The organism is Lutibacter oceani (genome assembly GCF_003384935.1).
Taxonomy (GTDB): domain Bacteria; phylum Bacteroidota; class Bacteroidia; order Flavobacteriales; family Flavobacteriaceae; genus Lutibacter; species Lutibacter oceani.
On sequence record NZ_QTTQ01000010.1, the window covers coordinates 224,469 to 240,212 of the forward strand.

13 protein-coding genes are annotated in these 15,744 nt (G+C 28.0%); 11 read left to right on the forward strand and 2 right to left on the reverse strand.

Annotated elements, in window-relative coordinates:
* The first annotated feature begins 90 nt into the window (after positions 1-90).
* From clpB to BX611_RS06530, 5 genes are all read left to right on the forward strand, one after another.
* Positions 91-2,682, forward strand: a complete 2,592-nt coding sequence (clpB, locus tag BX611_RS06510) for an ATP-dependent chaperone ClpB (protein ID WP_115879387.1) — start codon at positions 91-93, stop codon at positions 2,680-2,682.
* 83 nt (positions 2,683-2,765) lie between these two features.
* Positions 2,766-3,269 (forward strand): histidine phosphatase family protein, encoded by a 504-nt coding sequence (locus BX611_RS06515; protein ID WP_115879389.1) that lies wholly within the window; start codon positions 2,766-2,768, stop codon positions 3,267-3,269.
* A gap of 113 nt (positions 3,270-3,382) precedes the next feature.
* Positions 3,383-3,835 (forward strand): hypothetical protein, encoded by a 453-nt coding sequence (locus BX611_RS06520; protein ID WP_147296403.1) that lies wholly within the window; start codon positions 3,383-3,385, stop codon positions 3,833-3,835.
* 196 nt (positions 3,836-4,031) lie between these two features.
* Positions 4,032-4,436 (forward strand): hypothetical protein, encoded by a 405-nt coding sequence (locus tag BX611_RS06525; RefSeq protein WP_115879393.1) that lies wholly within the window; start codon positions 4,032-4,034, stop codon positions 4,434-4,436.
* A 300-nt stretch (positions 4,437-4,736) separates the two neighbouring features.
* Positions 4,737-5,960, forward strand: a complete 1,224-nt coding sequence (locus BX611_RS06530) for a hypothetical protein (RefSeq protein ID WP_115879395.1) — start codon at positions 4,737-4,739, stop codon at positions 5,958-5,960.
* Positions 5,961-6,269: 309 nt separating this feature from the next.
* Here the strand turns inward: BX611_RS06530 and BX611_RS06535 are convergent, their stop codons facing one another.
* Both BX611_RS06535 and BX611_RS06540 read right to left on the reverse strand, forming a co-directional pair.
* Entirely contained in the window at positions 6,270-6,974 is a 705-nt protein-coding gene (locus tag BX611_RS06535) for a fibronectin type III domain-containing protein (RefSeq protein WP_115879397.1), read from the reverse strand.
* Positions 6,975-6,976: 2 nt separating this feature from the next.
* Positions 6,977-10,261, reverse strand: coding sequence for a thrombospondin type 3 repeat-containing protein (locus BX611_RS06540; protein ID WP_115879399.1), 3,285 nt, complete (start codon positions 10,259-10,261; stop codon positions 6,977-6,979).
* A gap of 690 nt (positions 10,262-10,951) precedes the next feature.
* On the opposite strand from BX611_RS06540, the gene BX611_RS06545 reads away from it, so the two are divergent.
* The 6 genes from BX611_RS06545 (at position 10,952) to BX611_RS06570 (ending at position 15,710) form a co-directional block, all read left to right on the forward strand.
* Entirely contained in the window at positions 10,952-11,632 is a 681-nt protein-coding gene (locus tag BX611_RS06545) for a DUF6799 domain-containing protein (protein ID WP_115879401.1), read from the forward strand.
* Positions 11,633-11,789: 157 nt separating this feature from the next.
* Positions 11,790-12,638, forward strand: a complete 849-nt coding sequence (locus tag BX611_RS06550) for a hypothetical protein (RefSeq protein WP_115879403.1) — start codon at positions 11,790-11,792, stop codon at positions 12,636-12,638.
* A gap of 111 nt (positions 12,639-12,749) precedes the next feature.
* Positions 12,750-13,208, forward strand: a complete 459-nt coding sequence (smpB, locus tag BX611_RS06555) for an SsrA-binding protein SmpB (protein ID WP_115879405.1) — start codon at positions 12,750-12,752, stop codon at positions 13,206-13,208.
* Positions 13,209-13,212: 4 nt separating this feature from the next.
* The gene (locus BX611_RS06560; protein WP_115879407.1) at positions 13,213-14,121 is read left to right on the forward strand and encodes a geranylgeranylglycerol-phosphate geranylgeranyltransferase; all 909 of its coding nucleotides are present in this window, start codon (positions 13,213-13,215) and stop codon (positions 14,119-14,121) included.
* 1 nt (position 14,122) lies between these two features.
* On the forward strand, positions 14,123-14,704 hold the full coding sequence (locus BX611_RS06565; RefSeq protein WP_115879409.1) for a Maf family nucleotide pyrophosphatase: 582 nt from the start codon (positions 14,123-14,125) through the stop codon (positions 14,702-14,704).
* Positions 14,705-14,756: 52 nt separating this feature from the next.
* Entirely contained in the window at positions 14,757-15,710 is a 954-nt protein-coding gene (locus tag BX611_RS06570) for a transketolase family protein (RefSeq protein ID WP_115879411.1), read from the forward strand.
* The last annotated feature ends 34 nt before the right edge of the window (positions 15,711-15,744 follow it).

A 15,744-nucleotide genomic window follows, 5' to 3' on the forward strand; every position in this document is an offset into this window, starting at 1 on the left:
AATAAGACAAAATGACCTGAAATACTTAGTTTAATTTAATTGGACTATTATTTGAAGCTGCAAATATAGAAAACAAAAAAATAACACGTTATGAACTTTAATAATTTTACAATAAAATCACAAGAAGCTATCCAAAAAGGACAGCAAATTGCAGAAAGTTTTGGACATCAACAAATAGAAAATTCTCATATTTTAAAAGGAATATTTGAGGTTGATGAAAATGTTACCCCGTTTATTTTTAAAAAATTAGGTGTTAATATAGATTTACTAAAAAGTTTAATTGACAAAACCATTGAAAGTTATGCAAAAGTGACAGGAGGCGGAGATACTACCCTATCCCGAAATGCATCAAAAATGTTAAATACAGCGGCAACTGAAGCAAAAAAATTAAAAGATGAATACGTTTCAATAGAACATTTGCTGTTAGCTATTTTAAGCACAAAAGATACAACATCACAAATATTAAAAGATCAGGGAGTTACAGATAAAGGATTGCAATTAGCTATTTCAGAATTAAGAAAAGGAAGTAAAGTAACTTCTCAAAGTGCAGAAGAAACTTATAATTCTTTAAATAAATATGCTAAAAATTTAAATCAACTTGCTAAAGATGGTAAACTAGATCCTGTAATTGGTAGAGATGAAGAAATTAGAAGAATTTTACAAATTTTATCACGTAGAACCAAAAACAATCCAATGTTAGTTGGAGAACCTGGAACGGGTAAAACAGCTATTGCTGAAGGTTTAGCACATAGAATTGTAAAAGGAGATATTCCTGAAAATTTAAAAGATAAACAAATTTATTCTTTAGATATGGGAGCACTAATTGCAGGTGCAAAATATAAAGGTGAATTTGAAGAACGATTAAAATCTGTTATAAAAGAAGTTACTTCTGCTGAAGGTGAAATTGTACTTTTTATAGATGAAATTCACACTTTGGTTGGTGCTGGTGGCGGACAAGGTGCTATGGATGCTGCAAATATTTTAAAACCAGCGTTGGCCCGTGGTGAATTGAGAGCTATTGGTGCAACTACTTTAGATGAATATCAAAAATATTTTGAAAAAGATAAAGCTTTAGAGCGTAGGTTTCAAAAAGTAATTGTTGATGAGCCAGATACAGAAAGTGCTATTTCTATTTTACGTGGTATTAAAGAAAAATATGAAAATCATCATAAAGTACAAATAAAAGATGAAGCAATTATTGCTGCTGTGGAACTATCTCAACGTTATATTTCTAATCGTTTTTTACCAGATAAAGCAATTGATTTAATGGATGAAGCAGCTGCAAAATTACGAATGGAAATAAATTCAAAGCCTGAAGAACTTGATGTTTTAGATCGAAAAATTATGCAGATTGAAATTGAAATTGAGGCTATTAAACGTGAAAAAGATGAAAAAAAATTAGCTTCACTTAAAAAAGAAGTCGCAAATTTAAAGGAAAACAGAAATGAAATAAATGCTAAATGGGTTAGTGAAAAAGAATTGGTAGATGCAGTACAAGTTAGTAAAGAAGCAATTGAAAATTACAAATTAGAAGCCGAACGTGCTGAACGTGAAGGTGATTATGGCAAAGTTGCTGAAATTCGTTATGGAAAAATAAAAGAAGAACAAGAACATTTGGATGAGCTTCAAAAAGAAATGGCTACTGATCAAGAATCTGCTTTAATAAAAGAGGAAGTTACGCGAGATGATATTGCCGAAGTTGTTGCAAAATGGACTGGAATTCCTGTAACAAAAATGTTACAAAGTGATCGTGAAAAATTATTGCATTTAGAAGATGAATTACACCACAGAGTAATTGGACAGCAAGAAGCAATTGTGGCTGTTGCAGATGCTGTTAGGCGCTCTAGAGCCGGATTGCAGGATACTAAAAAACCAATGGGAACATTCTTATTTTTAGGAACAACTGGTGTTGGTAAAACTGAACTTGCAAAGGCTTTAGCTCAATATTTATTTGATGATGAAAACTCAATGACAAGAATTGATATGAGTGAATATCAAGAGCGTCATGCTGTTAGTAGATTGGTAGGTGCACCTCCTGGTTATGTAGGTTATGAAGAAGGTGGGCAATTAACAGAAGCCGTAAGACGTAAACCATATTCTGTAGTTTTATTAGACGAAATTGAGAAAGCACACCCAGATACGTTTAATATTTTATTACAAGTATTGGATGAAGGACGACTAACTGATAACAAAGGACGAGTTGCTGATTTTAGAAATACTATAATAATTATGACTTCAAATATGGGAGCTCATATTATTCAAGAAAGGTTTGAAAAAATGGACATGGAAAAACGTGATAATGTTACAGAGGCTACAAAAGAGGAAGTAATTGCGTTATTAAGACAAACTATTAGACCAGAATTTTTAAACAGAATTGATGAAATTATAATGTTTACTCCTTTAAATAAAGATGAAATTCAACAAATTGTAAGATTACAACTTAATGGTTTAATTAAAATTTTGAAAGAAAAAGAAATTGAACTTGAGTTCACTGAAGATTTAGTTGAAGCATTAGCAGAAAAAGGGTTTGACCCACAATTTGGTGCAAGACCTGTAAAAAGAGTTATTCAGAAAGATGTGCTAAATGAACTTTCAAAAGAAATTTTATCAGGAAAAATAACAGCTACAAGTAGCATTTTATTAGATGCATTTGATGATAAAATAGTATTTAGAAATAAATAATGTAATTTATTAAAATGTAAAACTCCTTATCTTATAGACAAGGAGTTTTTTGTTTATATTCGTATTTATTAAATATTTTCAAAATGAAAAAATTACTTTTTTTACTATTTATATTTATTTATACGACCAATAGTTTTTCTCAAAAAAATGAAATAACCACCTATTATTTCATTAGACATGCCGAAAAAGATAGAACAGATGCGTCTAATAAAAACCCTAATTTAAACAATACAGGAAAGCTACGTGCAGCTAATTGGGGTTCTGTATTTTCAAATATTGATTTTGATATGGTTTTTTCCACAAATTATAATAGAACCATACAAACAGCAACTCCAACCGCGAAAAATAAAGATCTTGAAATTCAATTTTACAATCCAAGAGATTTATTTAGTAAAGATTTTCAATTAAAAACAAAAGGTAAAACAGTATTAGTTGTTGGACATAGCAATACCACTCCTCAGTTTGTAAATAAAGTTTTAGGCAATGAAAAATACCTTGATATTGATGATAGCAATAATTCCAATCTTTATATAATTACTATTTCTAATAAGAGTATTACTGATATTCTGTTGAAAATTAATTACTAAAAAATTACAACCTACTCTCTTTAAAGCAATATTATTTACTAATTGATTAATATCATTGCTAATAATTCTAAATGAAAATAACTTTAATAGTAATTAATATAAAAATTACTATTATGAAAAATTTAATAATGTTAATATCAATAATTTTTTTATTAACAAGTTGCAACAGTCAAAATACAAACAAAAAGGAAGAATTAACTAAGAACGATACAATTAAGCCAATTGAAAAAACAAAGGTTATTAAAGAATATGATGACCAAGGAAATTTAATAAGTATAGATTCCAGTTATTACTATTTTTATTCAACTATTAAAAATGATACACTCTTAGAAAAGGAAATATTTGATAAATTCAGAAACGATTTTAACCTTCAATTTAAATCGATTGACTCTATTTTAAAAAATGAATTTTTAATTAAATCGCCTTTAAATTTAAACGATTTTTACACAGACGATTTTTATACGAAACATTTCAAATTTAATAATAATGAAATAGAAAAGTTATTTAAAGAAATGGATTCAATAAAAAATAAATTCTATAGTAAGCAGCAAAATAGTAAGCTATAAATAATATTAAAAACCATAGGTAAATACACCAAATTATTTAATAATATTATATTTATAATTTAATCTTCCCATTGTTTACATAATTGAAATAATTCAGATTATTGCTAATTAAATTTATTTCAAACTTTTATAAAAATAAAAAGTCTAAAAGATAGTACAACAAAATAAAGTGTACTTATAAATTAAATTTTTTATAATGAAAAAATTAGCAATATTTTTAATTTTTATGGTTCTAGGAACCGAAGGGTTGGTTGCTCAAGAAAAAAAGCAACATAAAAATCAATTACAAGAACAAGTTCAGCCAGAAGGACAACCCGAACTTCAATTACAGGATCAAGAGTTATATCAATTTCAAGATGGTACATTGGTAATTGCATTAGAAAATGGTACTACAATAGAAATATTGATGGATCAAATTCAGACAAAAGATCAGTTAAAAGATCAAATTAAATTACAATTACAAGATGGTTCCTGTATGGATGGAACAATTGATATGTTAGTAGATAAAATTCAACTTAAAACACAAGCCAAATTACAAGAAGGCTCATGTTTAGATTCAGAAAGTATTTTACAACAATTTTTAAATTTATTTGGAATCTAAGCTAAATATTATTTAATATTTTTATTTCATAATAAAAATTTGCGTTTAAATCCAAATTTGATGTATTTGTCTAAATAATCAAATTTGGGTTTTATTAATTTATATTTTACCCTTCTATTATATTAACTAATTATTAGCATACTTTATTATATGATAATTATCATGTAATCACTTGTTGTAAATCATTTCATAATTCTATTTATTTTAAGTTCTTTAAACTATTAAATAAAAAATTCGTTAAGCAGTTTGAAAACAATGCCCCAAATGAATATAAATTTAATAACTTAAAAACGCAAAATTATGAAATTAGAAAAATTTGTATTAAAAATAAGCCTACTTGCGCTTATTTTTGTTTTTGCTCAATGTAATGACGATGCATTAATTGATGATGTATTAGTTATTGATGATACTACAGTTGAAATGAGCTCTAAAGGAAAACCTGACACAACAGGAGAAACATTTGGCAACAATTTATCTTTCCCAGTAATTTGGTCAGATGGAGTGACAAAAGCCCTTCAAGGTGTTGAGGGAGAATATTCTATTACCGGAGAGTGGTGGGGTGTTTGGAATGAAGACCCAATAGATCCACAAGCACCGCTTTATAGTTGTGGACCATATATTGGTGATGATGAACCTTGTATTGATGCTGAATATAGAGCATATGTACAGAAAGATGAAAATAATGTTTGGCAAGCCTCTAATGGATTTCCAGATGAATTTGGTAAAAGCACTATAAATGTTGATTTTATTGATTGGGGAGATAATTTAGAATCTGTTGACTGGTACACAAAATCTCAGGTACGAGTTGAAGTTGTATTGTTAGAAGGTTTGGCAACACCAGTTACGCAATTTGCTATGAGACATGTTGATAGTTGGGGTGCCGATGAAGTTCATGGACTTCAAACCTCATTAGATGGTACAACTGTCATGTATGGACTAGGCGATCAAGCAACTGTTTATTCTCCAAATGCGAGATTTACTATTCAAAAATTGAATGTGGATAAAAATGATGGTCGATTAAATTCATTAGAGTGGATACCTGAAGTTGGTTGGAATGAACTAGGTGGATCTTTAGATGATTTGGTGAATGATGCTATTTTTAACGAACAGGCAGGTGCAGAAGTTAATGTAAAAGGTAAAATTATTTATGGAACAACTTGGAATGTTAGAAGTTTTAATGAAGGTGAAGGATATTACAGGCTTACTTTTAGCTTTGACCCTAATACAAATTTAAACACGTATTTTGATGCTACAACTGAAATTATTATACCAGAGGAAGAAGAAGAATTATCTGCTAAATCAGAGGCTGAAGGTGGAGATTCAGGAGGAGGAACTGCTGTAAAAAGAGAAGACCATAACTTAACCTACATGGATATTTTAATAAAAGCTAGAGGTACTGGCCAAGGCGGTGGAAATAGCGGCGGCGGTGTTGGTTCAGGTGGTGGTGTTGATGGCAACCATGGAGGAGGAACTGGAACAGTAGGAAGTGGAAATGGCTCAGGTAGTGGTTCAGGACATAATTAAAATAACTTAAAACTTTAAAATTAAGCCCATATAACTAATTATTAGCTATGTTATATGGGCTAATTTATTTGATTTATTAAAACTTTCATTTTTAAAAAAGGTCTAATTACATAAACAATTAGAATAAATAAATGAGTATATGAATCTGATAATTATCATGTTAACATCTGACAGTCATCATTATAATAACTTTCTAATTTTTAACCGCTTAAGTATTTCCACAACATGAAGCAACAATTTTAATAATGAAACTGTAGTTATAGAAGAATTAGATAATGTTTTCTATTGGATGGTAGGAATATAATTCAGTTAATCCGTTTTAAAACACCAAACTTGACCAATAGTTTCTCCACCTTTATCATCTTTTACTACCACCTTCCAATAATAATTTTTTGATGATTCTAAGGTCTGATTTAAATTAGTCTCTGAAAGATTTTCTACAACTTTTGTAGTAGGCGGATTTATATTATCTAAAAATACATCAAATAAAAGTGTATCATTTGAATCTACATCACTTGCAGTCCACTCTAAAGTAACTATCGCATCTTGTTCAATTGAATTTAGTTTAGGATTAACTATTACTGGTAAAAATGGCAAATGATTAGATTCTCCATCTCCTTCTGTGTAAAAACTAAAAGTAGAAGAATACATACTTGTTAATCCTTTACTATCTTTTGCTAGTACCCTCCAATAATATGCTACTCCTTTGTTTAAAGTAACAGAAATTGTTGTGCTTGAGCTAGTCTTAGTTAGTAAATTTTGTGTAAACTGATTATCTGTTGCTATTTGCATCTCATAACTAACAGTGTCACCGTCTGGGTCTGAAGCTGCATTCCATTGAAAATCTACCACATAATCAATACACAATTGATTGTTTAAAGGTGTTGTTTGTACCGGAGTACTTGGTGCTTTATTTATTACAGGTGTTGGTTCTGGTACTGGGTAATCTTCTCCACTGCCTCCACAAGAACAAAGCATAAGACTAAAAGCCGTTATAAAAAAAATATTTTTCATGGCTATTTTTTAATTATTTTAAGTGTAATTACGTTTTCAACCAATATTTTTGCTAGATAAACACCAACTGATTTATTTGTTAAATCTAATTGTACCTTTCCATTAGTAATAGGATAAGTTCTTCTTGAAATCAATTGAGAACTATTGTTATACAATTCAATAGTAACTTCTTTAAGATTTAAAGGGATGGCTAACTCAAATAAACCATCCGTAGGATTTGGATATACAGTTATCATATCAAATAACTGAATCGTTTCTGAGAAAACTCCTTCACAAGTAACTTCCGTTTTTACTTCAATTAAATCGCCATGTTTGGTATCAATATCAAAGATTGATGATATTGTTCTTAAAATAGGTATTCCATTTACGTACACCTGATATGGAGCTGTTCCTTTTAGAATCTCTACCGTTGTTTTACTACTTTTTGATGTTAATTTACCAGAAACAATAGTACCTTCACCTATGATAATATTATAGCAGTAAGGTGATGTTTTACCGGTCACAACAATGCATAGTTCATAGTTTCCTGGTGCTAAATTATCAATAGTTTTATTGGTAGTAAAATCATAAATGGTTCCATTAACACTAGCCATATAACTATATGAAGTTTGAGCAGTTATTATTATTTGACCATTATTTTTACCTGGGCAAGTTTCTGCTATTGTTTCAATTGTTAAATTATTGAAAGCCAAGGATATACATCCATTGGCATCAACATCTTCTCCTATTGGGGTATCTGAACATAAATCTTTATCATTCATAATTCCATCGCCATCATCGTCTAATTGGCTATCTGAACAGCCATTAGAATCTACTGCTTCTCCAATTGGTGTATTTGGGCAAATATCAATACTATTTAAAACCCCATCTTCATCCCCATCTTTATCCAATTGGTCATCAGAACAGCCTTTAGAATCTACTTCTTCTCCAATTGGTGTCTCTGGACATTGATCCAAATTATTCATAATGCCATCCTCATCATCGTCTAGCTGACTTTCGGAACAACCATATGAATCTACTATTTCTCCAATTGGTGTCTCTGGGCATACATCTGTATCATTCATAATGCCATCTTCATCATGGTCTAATTGGCTTTCTGAACAGCCATTAGAATCTACTGCTTCTCCATTTGGAGTATTTGGACATTGATCCAAATTATTCATAATACCATCTTCATCATCGTCTATTTCATTTGAACAATCTAAGCTATAATTAGCGGTATCATCCTTTTCCCAATCAACAGGAATCTCATTAAATATTGATTCATTAACTTCAATACAAACTAATTCAGAATTATTTAAGGCATTTAAATAAATTAATTTTGTGTTATTAGTTAGATCAATTGCTCCAGAAATCTGATTATTTTTAATTATTAAATCTAATAGTTCAATATTATTAAAAACCTCTAAACTAGTCAGTTGATTTTCTTCACAATCTAAATAAATTAATTCTGGATTATTACTTACATCTATACTTATCAGTTCATTTAGCCAAACCACCAATGTGGTTAATAAAATATTTTTACTTATATCAAGTGTTGTTAATTGGTTATTGTAACAGTCTAATTCTATTAAAGCATTGTTTTTACTTACATCTATACTTGTCAAAAAATTGACTCCACAAAACAGCGTTTGCAAAGCTGTATTGCTGCTTAAATTTATACTTGAAATTTCGTTATCTTCACAATCTAAATATTCTAAAGCAACGTTCGTATTTAAATTTAAATTCTTAACATTATTTATCCAAATAACTAACCTCGTCAATAAAACATTTTTACTTACATCTATTGAAGTTAATTGATTCCAACTGCAGTCTAATTCAGTTAAAAGTATATTTTTACTTACATCTAAATTTGTGAGTGAATTTACACCACAGTATAATGTTTCTAAGGCTGTATTATTACTAATTTCTAAAATACTAAGTTCATTATCTTCACAATCTAAATATTGTAATAATTTATTTGAATTTAAATCTATATTCGTTATTTTATTTAACCAAACTATTAATGAAGTTAATAATGTGTTTTTACTTACATCAATAAAAGTTAATTGATTGTTATAACAGTCTAATTCTGTTAAAGCAGTATTTTTACTTACGTCTATATTTGTGAGTGAATTTACACCACAATATAAAGACTCTAAAGATGTGTTATTACTTAAATTTAAACTAGTTAGATAGTTTTCTTCACAGTCTAAATATTGCAAAGCTATATTTGTGTTTAAATTTAAACTTGTTAATTTGTTTAGCCAAACAATTAATGCTATTAATTTGGTATTTTTACTCACATCAATTGAAGCTAATTGATTATTGTAACAGTCTAATTCATATAGGGAAACGTTTTTACTTACATCTAAATTTGTTAGTAAATTAATGCCACAATATAAAGATTCTAAAGCTGTATTGTTTGCTAAATATAAACTGCTAAGCTCATTTCCCTCACAATCTAAGTATACTAAATTTTTATTGGAACTTAAATTTATACTTGTAATCTTATTGTAATAAAAATATAATTCCGTTAAAGCGTTATTGTTAGTTACATTTAAACTAGTTAGTAAATTTATACCGCAATACAGCGTTTCTAAATTTTTATTATTATCAGTATTTAAATAGGAAAGTTGGTTGTCATCACAATCTAAATATATCAAATCTAGATTTTTGCTAACATCTAAACTTGTCAGTTCATTTAACCAAACCACTAGAGTTGTTAATTCAGTATTTTTACTTACATCAATTGTGGTTATTTGATTGCTAAAACAATCTACTTCAAGTAAAGCTATATTTTTACTTAAATTTAAATTTGAAAGAAAATTTAAACCACAATATAAAGTTTTTAAAGCAGTATTATTACTTATATCTAACTCTGAAAGTTGATTATCTTCACAATCCAAATATATTAAAGCTAAATTTTTGCTAACATCTAAACTTAAAAGTTGATTTTTCCAAAGTGTTAATTGTTTTAATGCTGTGTTTTTACTTAAATTTATTGTAGAAATTAGATTATCAAAGCAGTTTAATTCTGTAAGTGCAATAAAATCTTCAATTCCAGTTAAATCACTAATACCCTTTGACTCTAAATCTAGTGAATTGATTTTATTAATATTACTTGTTAGCACATAATTATCCAATACATTATCATACCCTAAATCTATTAATGCTTGCTCAAAATTGTTATCAGGCACAAATGTTTGGTCTATAAAAGTAATTTTAGAAAAGGAGTTACTTATTTTAGAAAAGGCATTACTTATTAAAAAAAATGCTATTACGAAGGTTATATAATTATTTTTCAAAACTGTAAAAATTATTTTTTATAGCTTGAAATTACAATGAGAAAGTATAATAATTAATGATATTAATTAATATGATTGGTGATATTAATCATAATTTCTAATTGATACATTGAACAATTTTCATAAAATAACTTTGCTTATAAAAAAGGTAGATTTTCATTTTATATAAATTTTAAAAACCACACCTCAATGCATTAATAAGCTTTTAACAATAAAAGCTAAAATGAGGAATTCTATCTTTTTAAAAAACCTCAATACCTAAAACTAATCCATCATTTTATTACAATCACTAGTTATATCTTTTTTAAAATGCCCAAAATACACTGTTTGGGTTGATAATACCTCCTTCACCAGTGAAATAATATATATTAGGTTTATAAATAATTCGAATGCAATTTTATAGAAGCATTCAACAAGTGCTTACCTGGAAATAGAGATTGCTTCTGGCGGAGGTAGTGAAAACCAAATTATTAACATAAATCCTTAAAACTTTCCTTTAAAAATAGTGTCTAATAAGATGTAAACATATTAGTATCAATTAATACGGTAAATTAATAAATTGTATAATCTGATAATTATCATGTTACTAATTGATAACGATCATTGCAATAAATTTAATCTCTGTATAATTTTGAAACTAAATTAAAATAACAAAAAATAATAAATTTCAATATTAAAAAAACATGAAACATGAAAAAAGTAGTAATTTTTTTAATTTTTATAGTTCTGGGAACTATTGGATTAACAGCTCAAGATAAAGATCAAATTAAAGCTCAGGATCAAGACAGAGACAGAGATCGTGTAATGTTAGTTGACGGTGATCTTCTTCAAATTAGAGATCGTGATCAGATTAGATTACAAGATAAAATAACATTAAACGATGGTACAGTAGTAAATCCAGATGGGACTTATGTAACAAAAGATCAAATTAGATTGCGTTTAAGGGATGGTTCTTGTTTAGATAGTGATGGTGTTTTATATAGAAATGAGTATCAGTACAGGTATAAAGTTCAACAAGAAAACAAAGGACTATCAGAAGCTCAAATTCAGACACGAAATCAAAATAGATATCAAATAATGATGATTGACGGTCAAGTTTACCAAATTAAAAATCAGGAACAAAACCAAATTCAGCAACAAATGCAACTTGGAAATGGCGTAACTATAAATCCAGACGGGACTTATCAAAATCGCGATAGAAAACAACTAAGACTGCAAGATGGTGAATGTATAAATATGGATGGTCAACTATTTAAAAACACCTATATGCAAAGAAAAATGGTGGCACAAAAAAATGCTAAAGCAATTAAAACCATGACAAAGAAAAAAGTGCAAAAGAAAGCAACTGGCACACGTAATAAGAAAAATTAGAAAAAGTTAGTGGCTGTTTTAAATAAAAACACAAATTGTCATTTTGAGTAAATTTTAGGAAGAAATAAAAAAATGATTGTATTTATTCAAAATGACAATTTATAATTACTTTAAAAGTTCTTTTAAGCTTTATAAATTAATCGTTAAATATTTAATAATGAAAGCTTTAAAATTCTCATTTATAATTTTGTTCGTTTTATGTACTTCGAGTATTATTGGACAAAATAAAAAGGAATCATATCTTTCAACAGCTATAAATTACATTAGTGATGCTGTTTTTATGGGTAGAAAAGATTCCATTGCAGCTCCCTATTTATATCCTACTATAGCTTACAACCACAAATCAGGTTTTTACGGAAAAGGATCTTTCTCTTACCTTACCCAACCTGACGAAAGTAGAATTGATTTATATTTATTTACTGCGGGTTTTGATTTTAAAAAAAATAAACTATCTGGAGATTTTTCAGTAACCAAATACTTTTTTAATAATGATAGTTACAACGTGATTTCTGAAGTAACCGCAGATATTTCAGCAAGCTTGAGCTACGATTTTAAAATCCTTAATTTAACTGTAAATACAAGTAACTACTTAAGCAATAACGAAAATTCAGACTTCTTTTTATCTTCAGAAATTAGCCATGATTTTCTAACCTCAAATAATAAATTTCAAATTTCTCCAACTGCAGGAATATATTTAGGATCACAAAATTTTTATGAGGAATACTATATAAATAGTCGAATAAGAGACCGAAAAAATAATTACTCTGAAAATACTTCTGAAACAATTACGGAAGTTGTAATTGAAAAAAGTGAAAGTTTTAATTTAATGGCAATTGAAGTTAGTTTACCTATGTGGTATTCTGAAGATTCATTTACAGTTTCATTCTTACCCGCTTTAGTATTTCCACAAAATGAAGCAACAATTTTAAATGAAGAAACTTTAGTTAAAGAAGAATTAGATAATGTTTTCTATTGGATGGTAGGAATATCATATAAATTTCAATAACAATTCATAAAATAATTTTAAAAGTTCATGTAAAAATCATGAACTTTTTTTGTTTCAACAACTGTAATACCTGCTGAAAATGAATATAATTTGTAGTACATTTGTACCTATATGCAGAAGAAAATTAACATAAAAAATAAAAAAGCTCGATTTGAATACGAGATTTTAGATAAATATATAGCCGGTATTCAACTTACAGGAACAGAAATTAAATCTATTCGAGAAAGTAAAGCCAGAATTACTGAAAGTTTTTGTGAATTTAACGAAAAAGGCGAATTATTTGCAATAAATATGTTTATTGAAGAATACCTTTATGGCCATGCTTATAATCATAGTCCTAAAAGTGAACGAAAATTATTGTTAAACAAACAAGAGCTTAAAAAACTACAGAAAGAAGTTCAAAATGTGGGTTTAACTATTATACCACTACGCTTATTTTTAACGGATAAGGGTTGGGCAAAACTTGAAATTGCGCTTTGTAAAGGGAAAAAAAATTACGACAAGCGTGAGGTTATGAAAGAACGAGACACAAAAAGAGATTTAGATAGAGTAAAAAAGAACTTCAAATAAAATAATGATTTTAACAGTTTATTTAAAATTAATTCGTTGGAAAAATTTACTGTTAATAACCTATATTTTTCTTTTAATTAAGTTGCTGTTTTTTCCTTCTTTTTATTTAGAAACAAAATTAGCTGATTTTCAATTTTTTCAATTATTACTTTCAATTCTTTTAATAGCTGCAGCAGGTTATATAATTAATGATATTGTGGACATAAAAGCTGATTTAATTAATAAACCACAAAAGGTTATTGTTTCTAAAATTATTACTATTGAAAAAGCAACGCATTGGTATAAAATAACAAATACTATAGGGATTTTTTTGGGGATAGTTTTATGTTTAAAAATTGGCAAACCTACCTATTCCTTCTTTTTTATAGGAGGTGCACTACTACTCTATTATTACTCAATAAATTTAAAATCTAAACCACTTGTTGGAAATTTAATTGTGGCCTTTTTAATTTCTTTAAGCATTTTAATTTTAGGTTTATTTGAAATTGATTTTTCTAGTAAAAATCCCTATCAGAATATCGCAATTAATACCCTTATTTTAATATCATTATTTGCTTTTATTATTAACCTAATAAGGGAAATAGTTAAAGATATAGAAGATATAAATGGAGATAACACTTTAAATATAAAAACTTTACCAATTTTATTTGGAATACACAGAATTAAAAATTTGGTTTCGTTTTTATGTTTAATTCCTATAGGTTTAATTGTTTTTTTGATAATTAATTATAGTGTCATTTATAAAATAACAATGGTTTATTTATTAATTTTTTCATTAATTCCATTATTATATGTGCTATTAAAAATTAGGTCAGCAAAAAAAAAGTACGAGTTTTCTAAGTTAAGTAAGTTATTAAAAATTATCATGTTTTTAGGGATAAATTCATTAATCATCTTTTCAATATTTCATTAAAATGCTTCATAATAAATTTAAAAATAAGAATATAATATTAGCATCTGGTTCTCCAAGACGTCAAGAATTATTTAAAGAATTAGGTATAAACTTTTCAATAAAAGTAAAAGAAGTTGAAGAAATTTATCCCTTAACTTTAAAAAAAGAAGAAATAACAAATTATTTAGCCGAATTAAAGGCGCAAGTTTTTGAGAATGAAATTGGTGAAAATGACATAGTAGTAACTGCTGATACCATTGTTTGGCATAATAATAAAGCCTTAGAAAAACCAAAGGATAAATTTGAAGCAATTAATATGTTACAACAATTATCTGGAACAAAACACGTTGTTTTTACCTCAATTTGTATTAAGACCAAAGAAATTCAAAAAGTTTTTTATGATGAAACCATAGTTTACTTCAAAAACTTATCTGAAGAAGAGCTTGTTTATTATGTTGAAAATTACAGGCCATTTGATAAAGCTGGTGCTTATGGAATACAAGAATGGATAGGTTTTATAGGCATTACACGGTTAGAAGGAAGTTATTATAATGTAATGGGATTACCTGTTCATAAATTATATGAAGAATTAATAAAATTATAAGTACGTACCATAAATTATCCTTATTTTTGAACGATTTTTAATAAAATACACAATGAAAAAATACACATACACTGAAAAAAAAGATACCAGATCAGGATTTGGTGCAGGTTTAGCTGAACTAGGAGATAAAAATGAAAATGTAGTTGCACTTTGTGCTGATTTAATTGGGTCTCTAAAAATGGAGAAATTTATTGAAAATCATCCAGAGCGCTTTTTCCAAATTGGTATTGCAGAAGCTAATATGATTGGTATTGCAGCTGGTTTAACAATTGGAGGGAAAATTCCATTTACTGGAACATTTGCAAATTTTTCAACTGGTAGAGTTTATGACCAAATTCGTCAATCAGTTGCTTATTCTGATAAGAATGTAAAAATATGTGCGTCACATGCAGGTTTAACACTTGGTGAAGATGGTGCAACACACCAAATCTTAGAAGATATTGGTTTAATGAAAATGTTACCAGGTATGACAGTTATTAATACTTGTGACTATAATCAAACAAAAGCAGCTACTATTGCAATTGCTGATCACCACGGACCTGTATATTTACGTTTTGGACGTCCTGTTGTTCCTGTATTTATGCCGGAAGATCAAGAATTTATTGTTGGAAAAGCAATTCAATTAACCGAAGGAACTGATGTTACTATAGTAGCTACTGGTCATTTAGTTTGGGAAGCTTTACAAGCCTCAGAGCAATTAGAAGCTATGGGGATTAGTGCTGAAGTAATTAATATTCACACCATTAAACCATTAGATGATGAAGCTATTTTAAAATCTATAGCTAAAACTGGTTGTATTGTAACTACTGAAGAGCATAATATTATTGGTGGTTTAGGAGAAAGTGTTTCTCGATTATTAGTTCAAAACAATTTAGTGCCTCAAGAATTTGTGGCTGTAAATGATAGTTTTGGAGAATCTGGTACTCCAGCTCAATTAATGGAAAAATATAATTTAAACGATAAAGCTATTGTAGCAGCTGCTAAAAAAGTAATTGTTAGAAAATAATATTCTTTTTGTTTCGTTTAAATTATTGTAATAA

What these genes read in the sequence shown, in the direction of transcription:
- BX611_RS06535 (WP_115879397.1), bottom strand. Translation starts at nt 6,974, where the DNA reads ATGAAAAATATTTTTTTTATAACGGCTTTTAGTCTTATGCTTTGTTCT.
- BX611_RS06565 (WP_115879409.1), top strand. Translation starts at nt 14,123, where the DNA reads ATGCTTCATAATAAATTTAAAAATAAGAATATAATATTAGCATCTGGT.
- BX611_RS06525 (WP_115879393.1), top strand. Translation starts at nt 4,032, where the DNA reads ATGAAAAAATTAGCAATATTTTTAATTTTTATGGTTCTAGGAACCGAA.
- BX611_RS06520 (WP_147296403.1), top strand. Translation starts at nt 3,383, where the DNA reads ATGAAAAATTTAATAATGTTAATATCAATAATTTTTTTATTAACAAGT.
- BX611_RS06570 (WP_115879411.1), top strand. Translation starts at nt 14,757, where the DNA reads ATGAAAAAATACACATACACTGAAAAAAAAGATACCAGATCAGGATTT.
- BX611_RS06545 (WP_115879401.1), top strand. Translation starts at nt 10,952, where the DNA reads ATGAAAAAAGTAGTAATTTTTTTAATTTTTATAGTTCTGGGAACTATT.
- BX611_RS06530 (WP_115879395.1), top strand. Translation starts at nt 4,737, where the DNA reads ATGAAATTAGAAAAATTTGTATTAAAAATAAGCCTACTTGCGCTTATT.
- BX611_RS06550 (WP_115879403.1), top strand. Translation starts at nt 11,790, where the DNA reads ATGAAAGCTTTAAAATTCTCATTTATAATTTTGTTCGTTTTATGTACT.
- BX611_RS06515 (WP_115879389.1), top strand. Translation starts at nt 2,766, where the DNA reads ATGAAAAAATTACTTTTTTTACTATTTATATTTATTTATACGACCAAT.
- clpB (WP_115879387.1), top strand. Translation starts at nt 91, where the DNA reads ATGAACTTTAATAATTTTACAATAAAATCACAAGAAGCTATCCAAAAA.
- smpB (WP_115879405.1), top strand. Translation starts at nt 12,750, where the DNA reads ATGCAGAAGAAAATTAACATAAAAAATAAAAAAGCTCGATTTGAATAC.
- BX611_RS06560 (WP_115879407.1), top strand. Translation starts at nt 13,213, where the DNA reads ATGATTTTAACAGTTTATTTAAAATTAATTCGTTGGAAAAATTTACTG.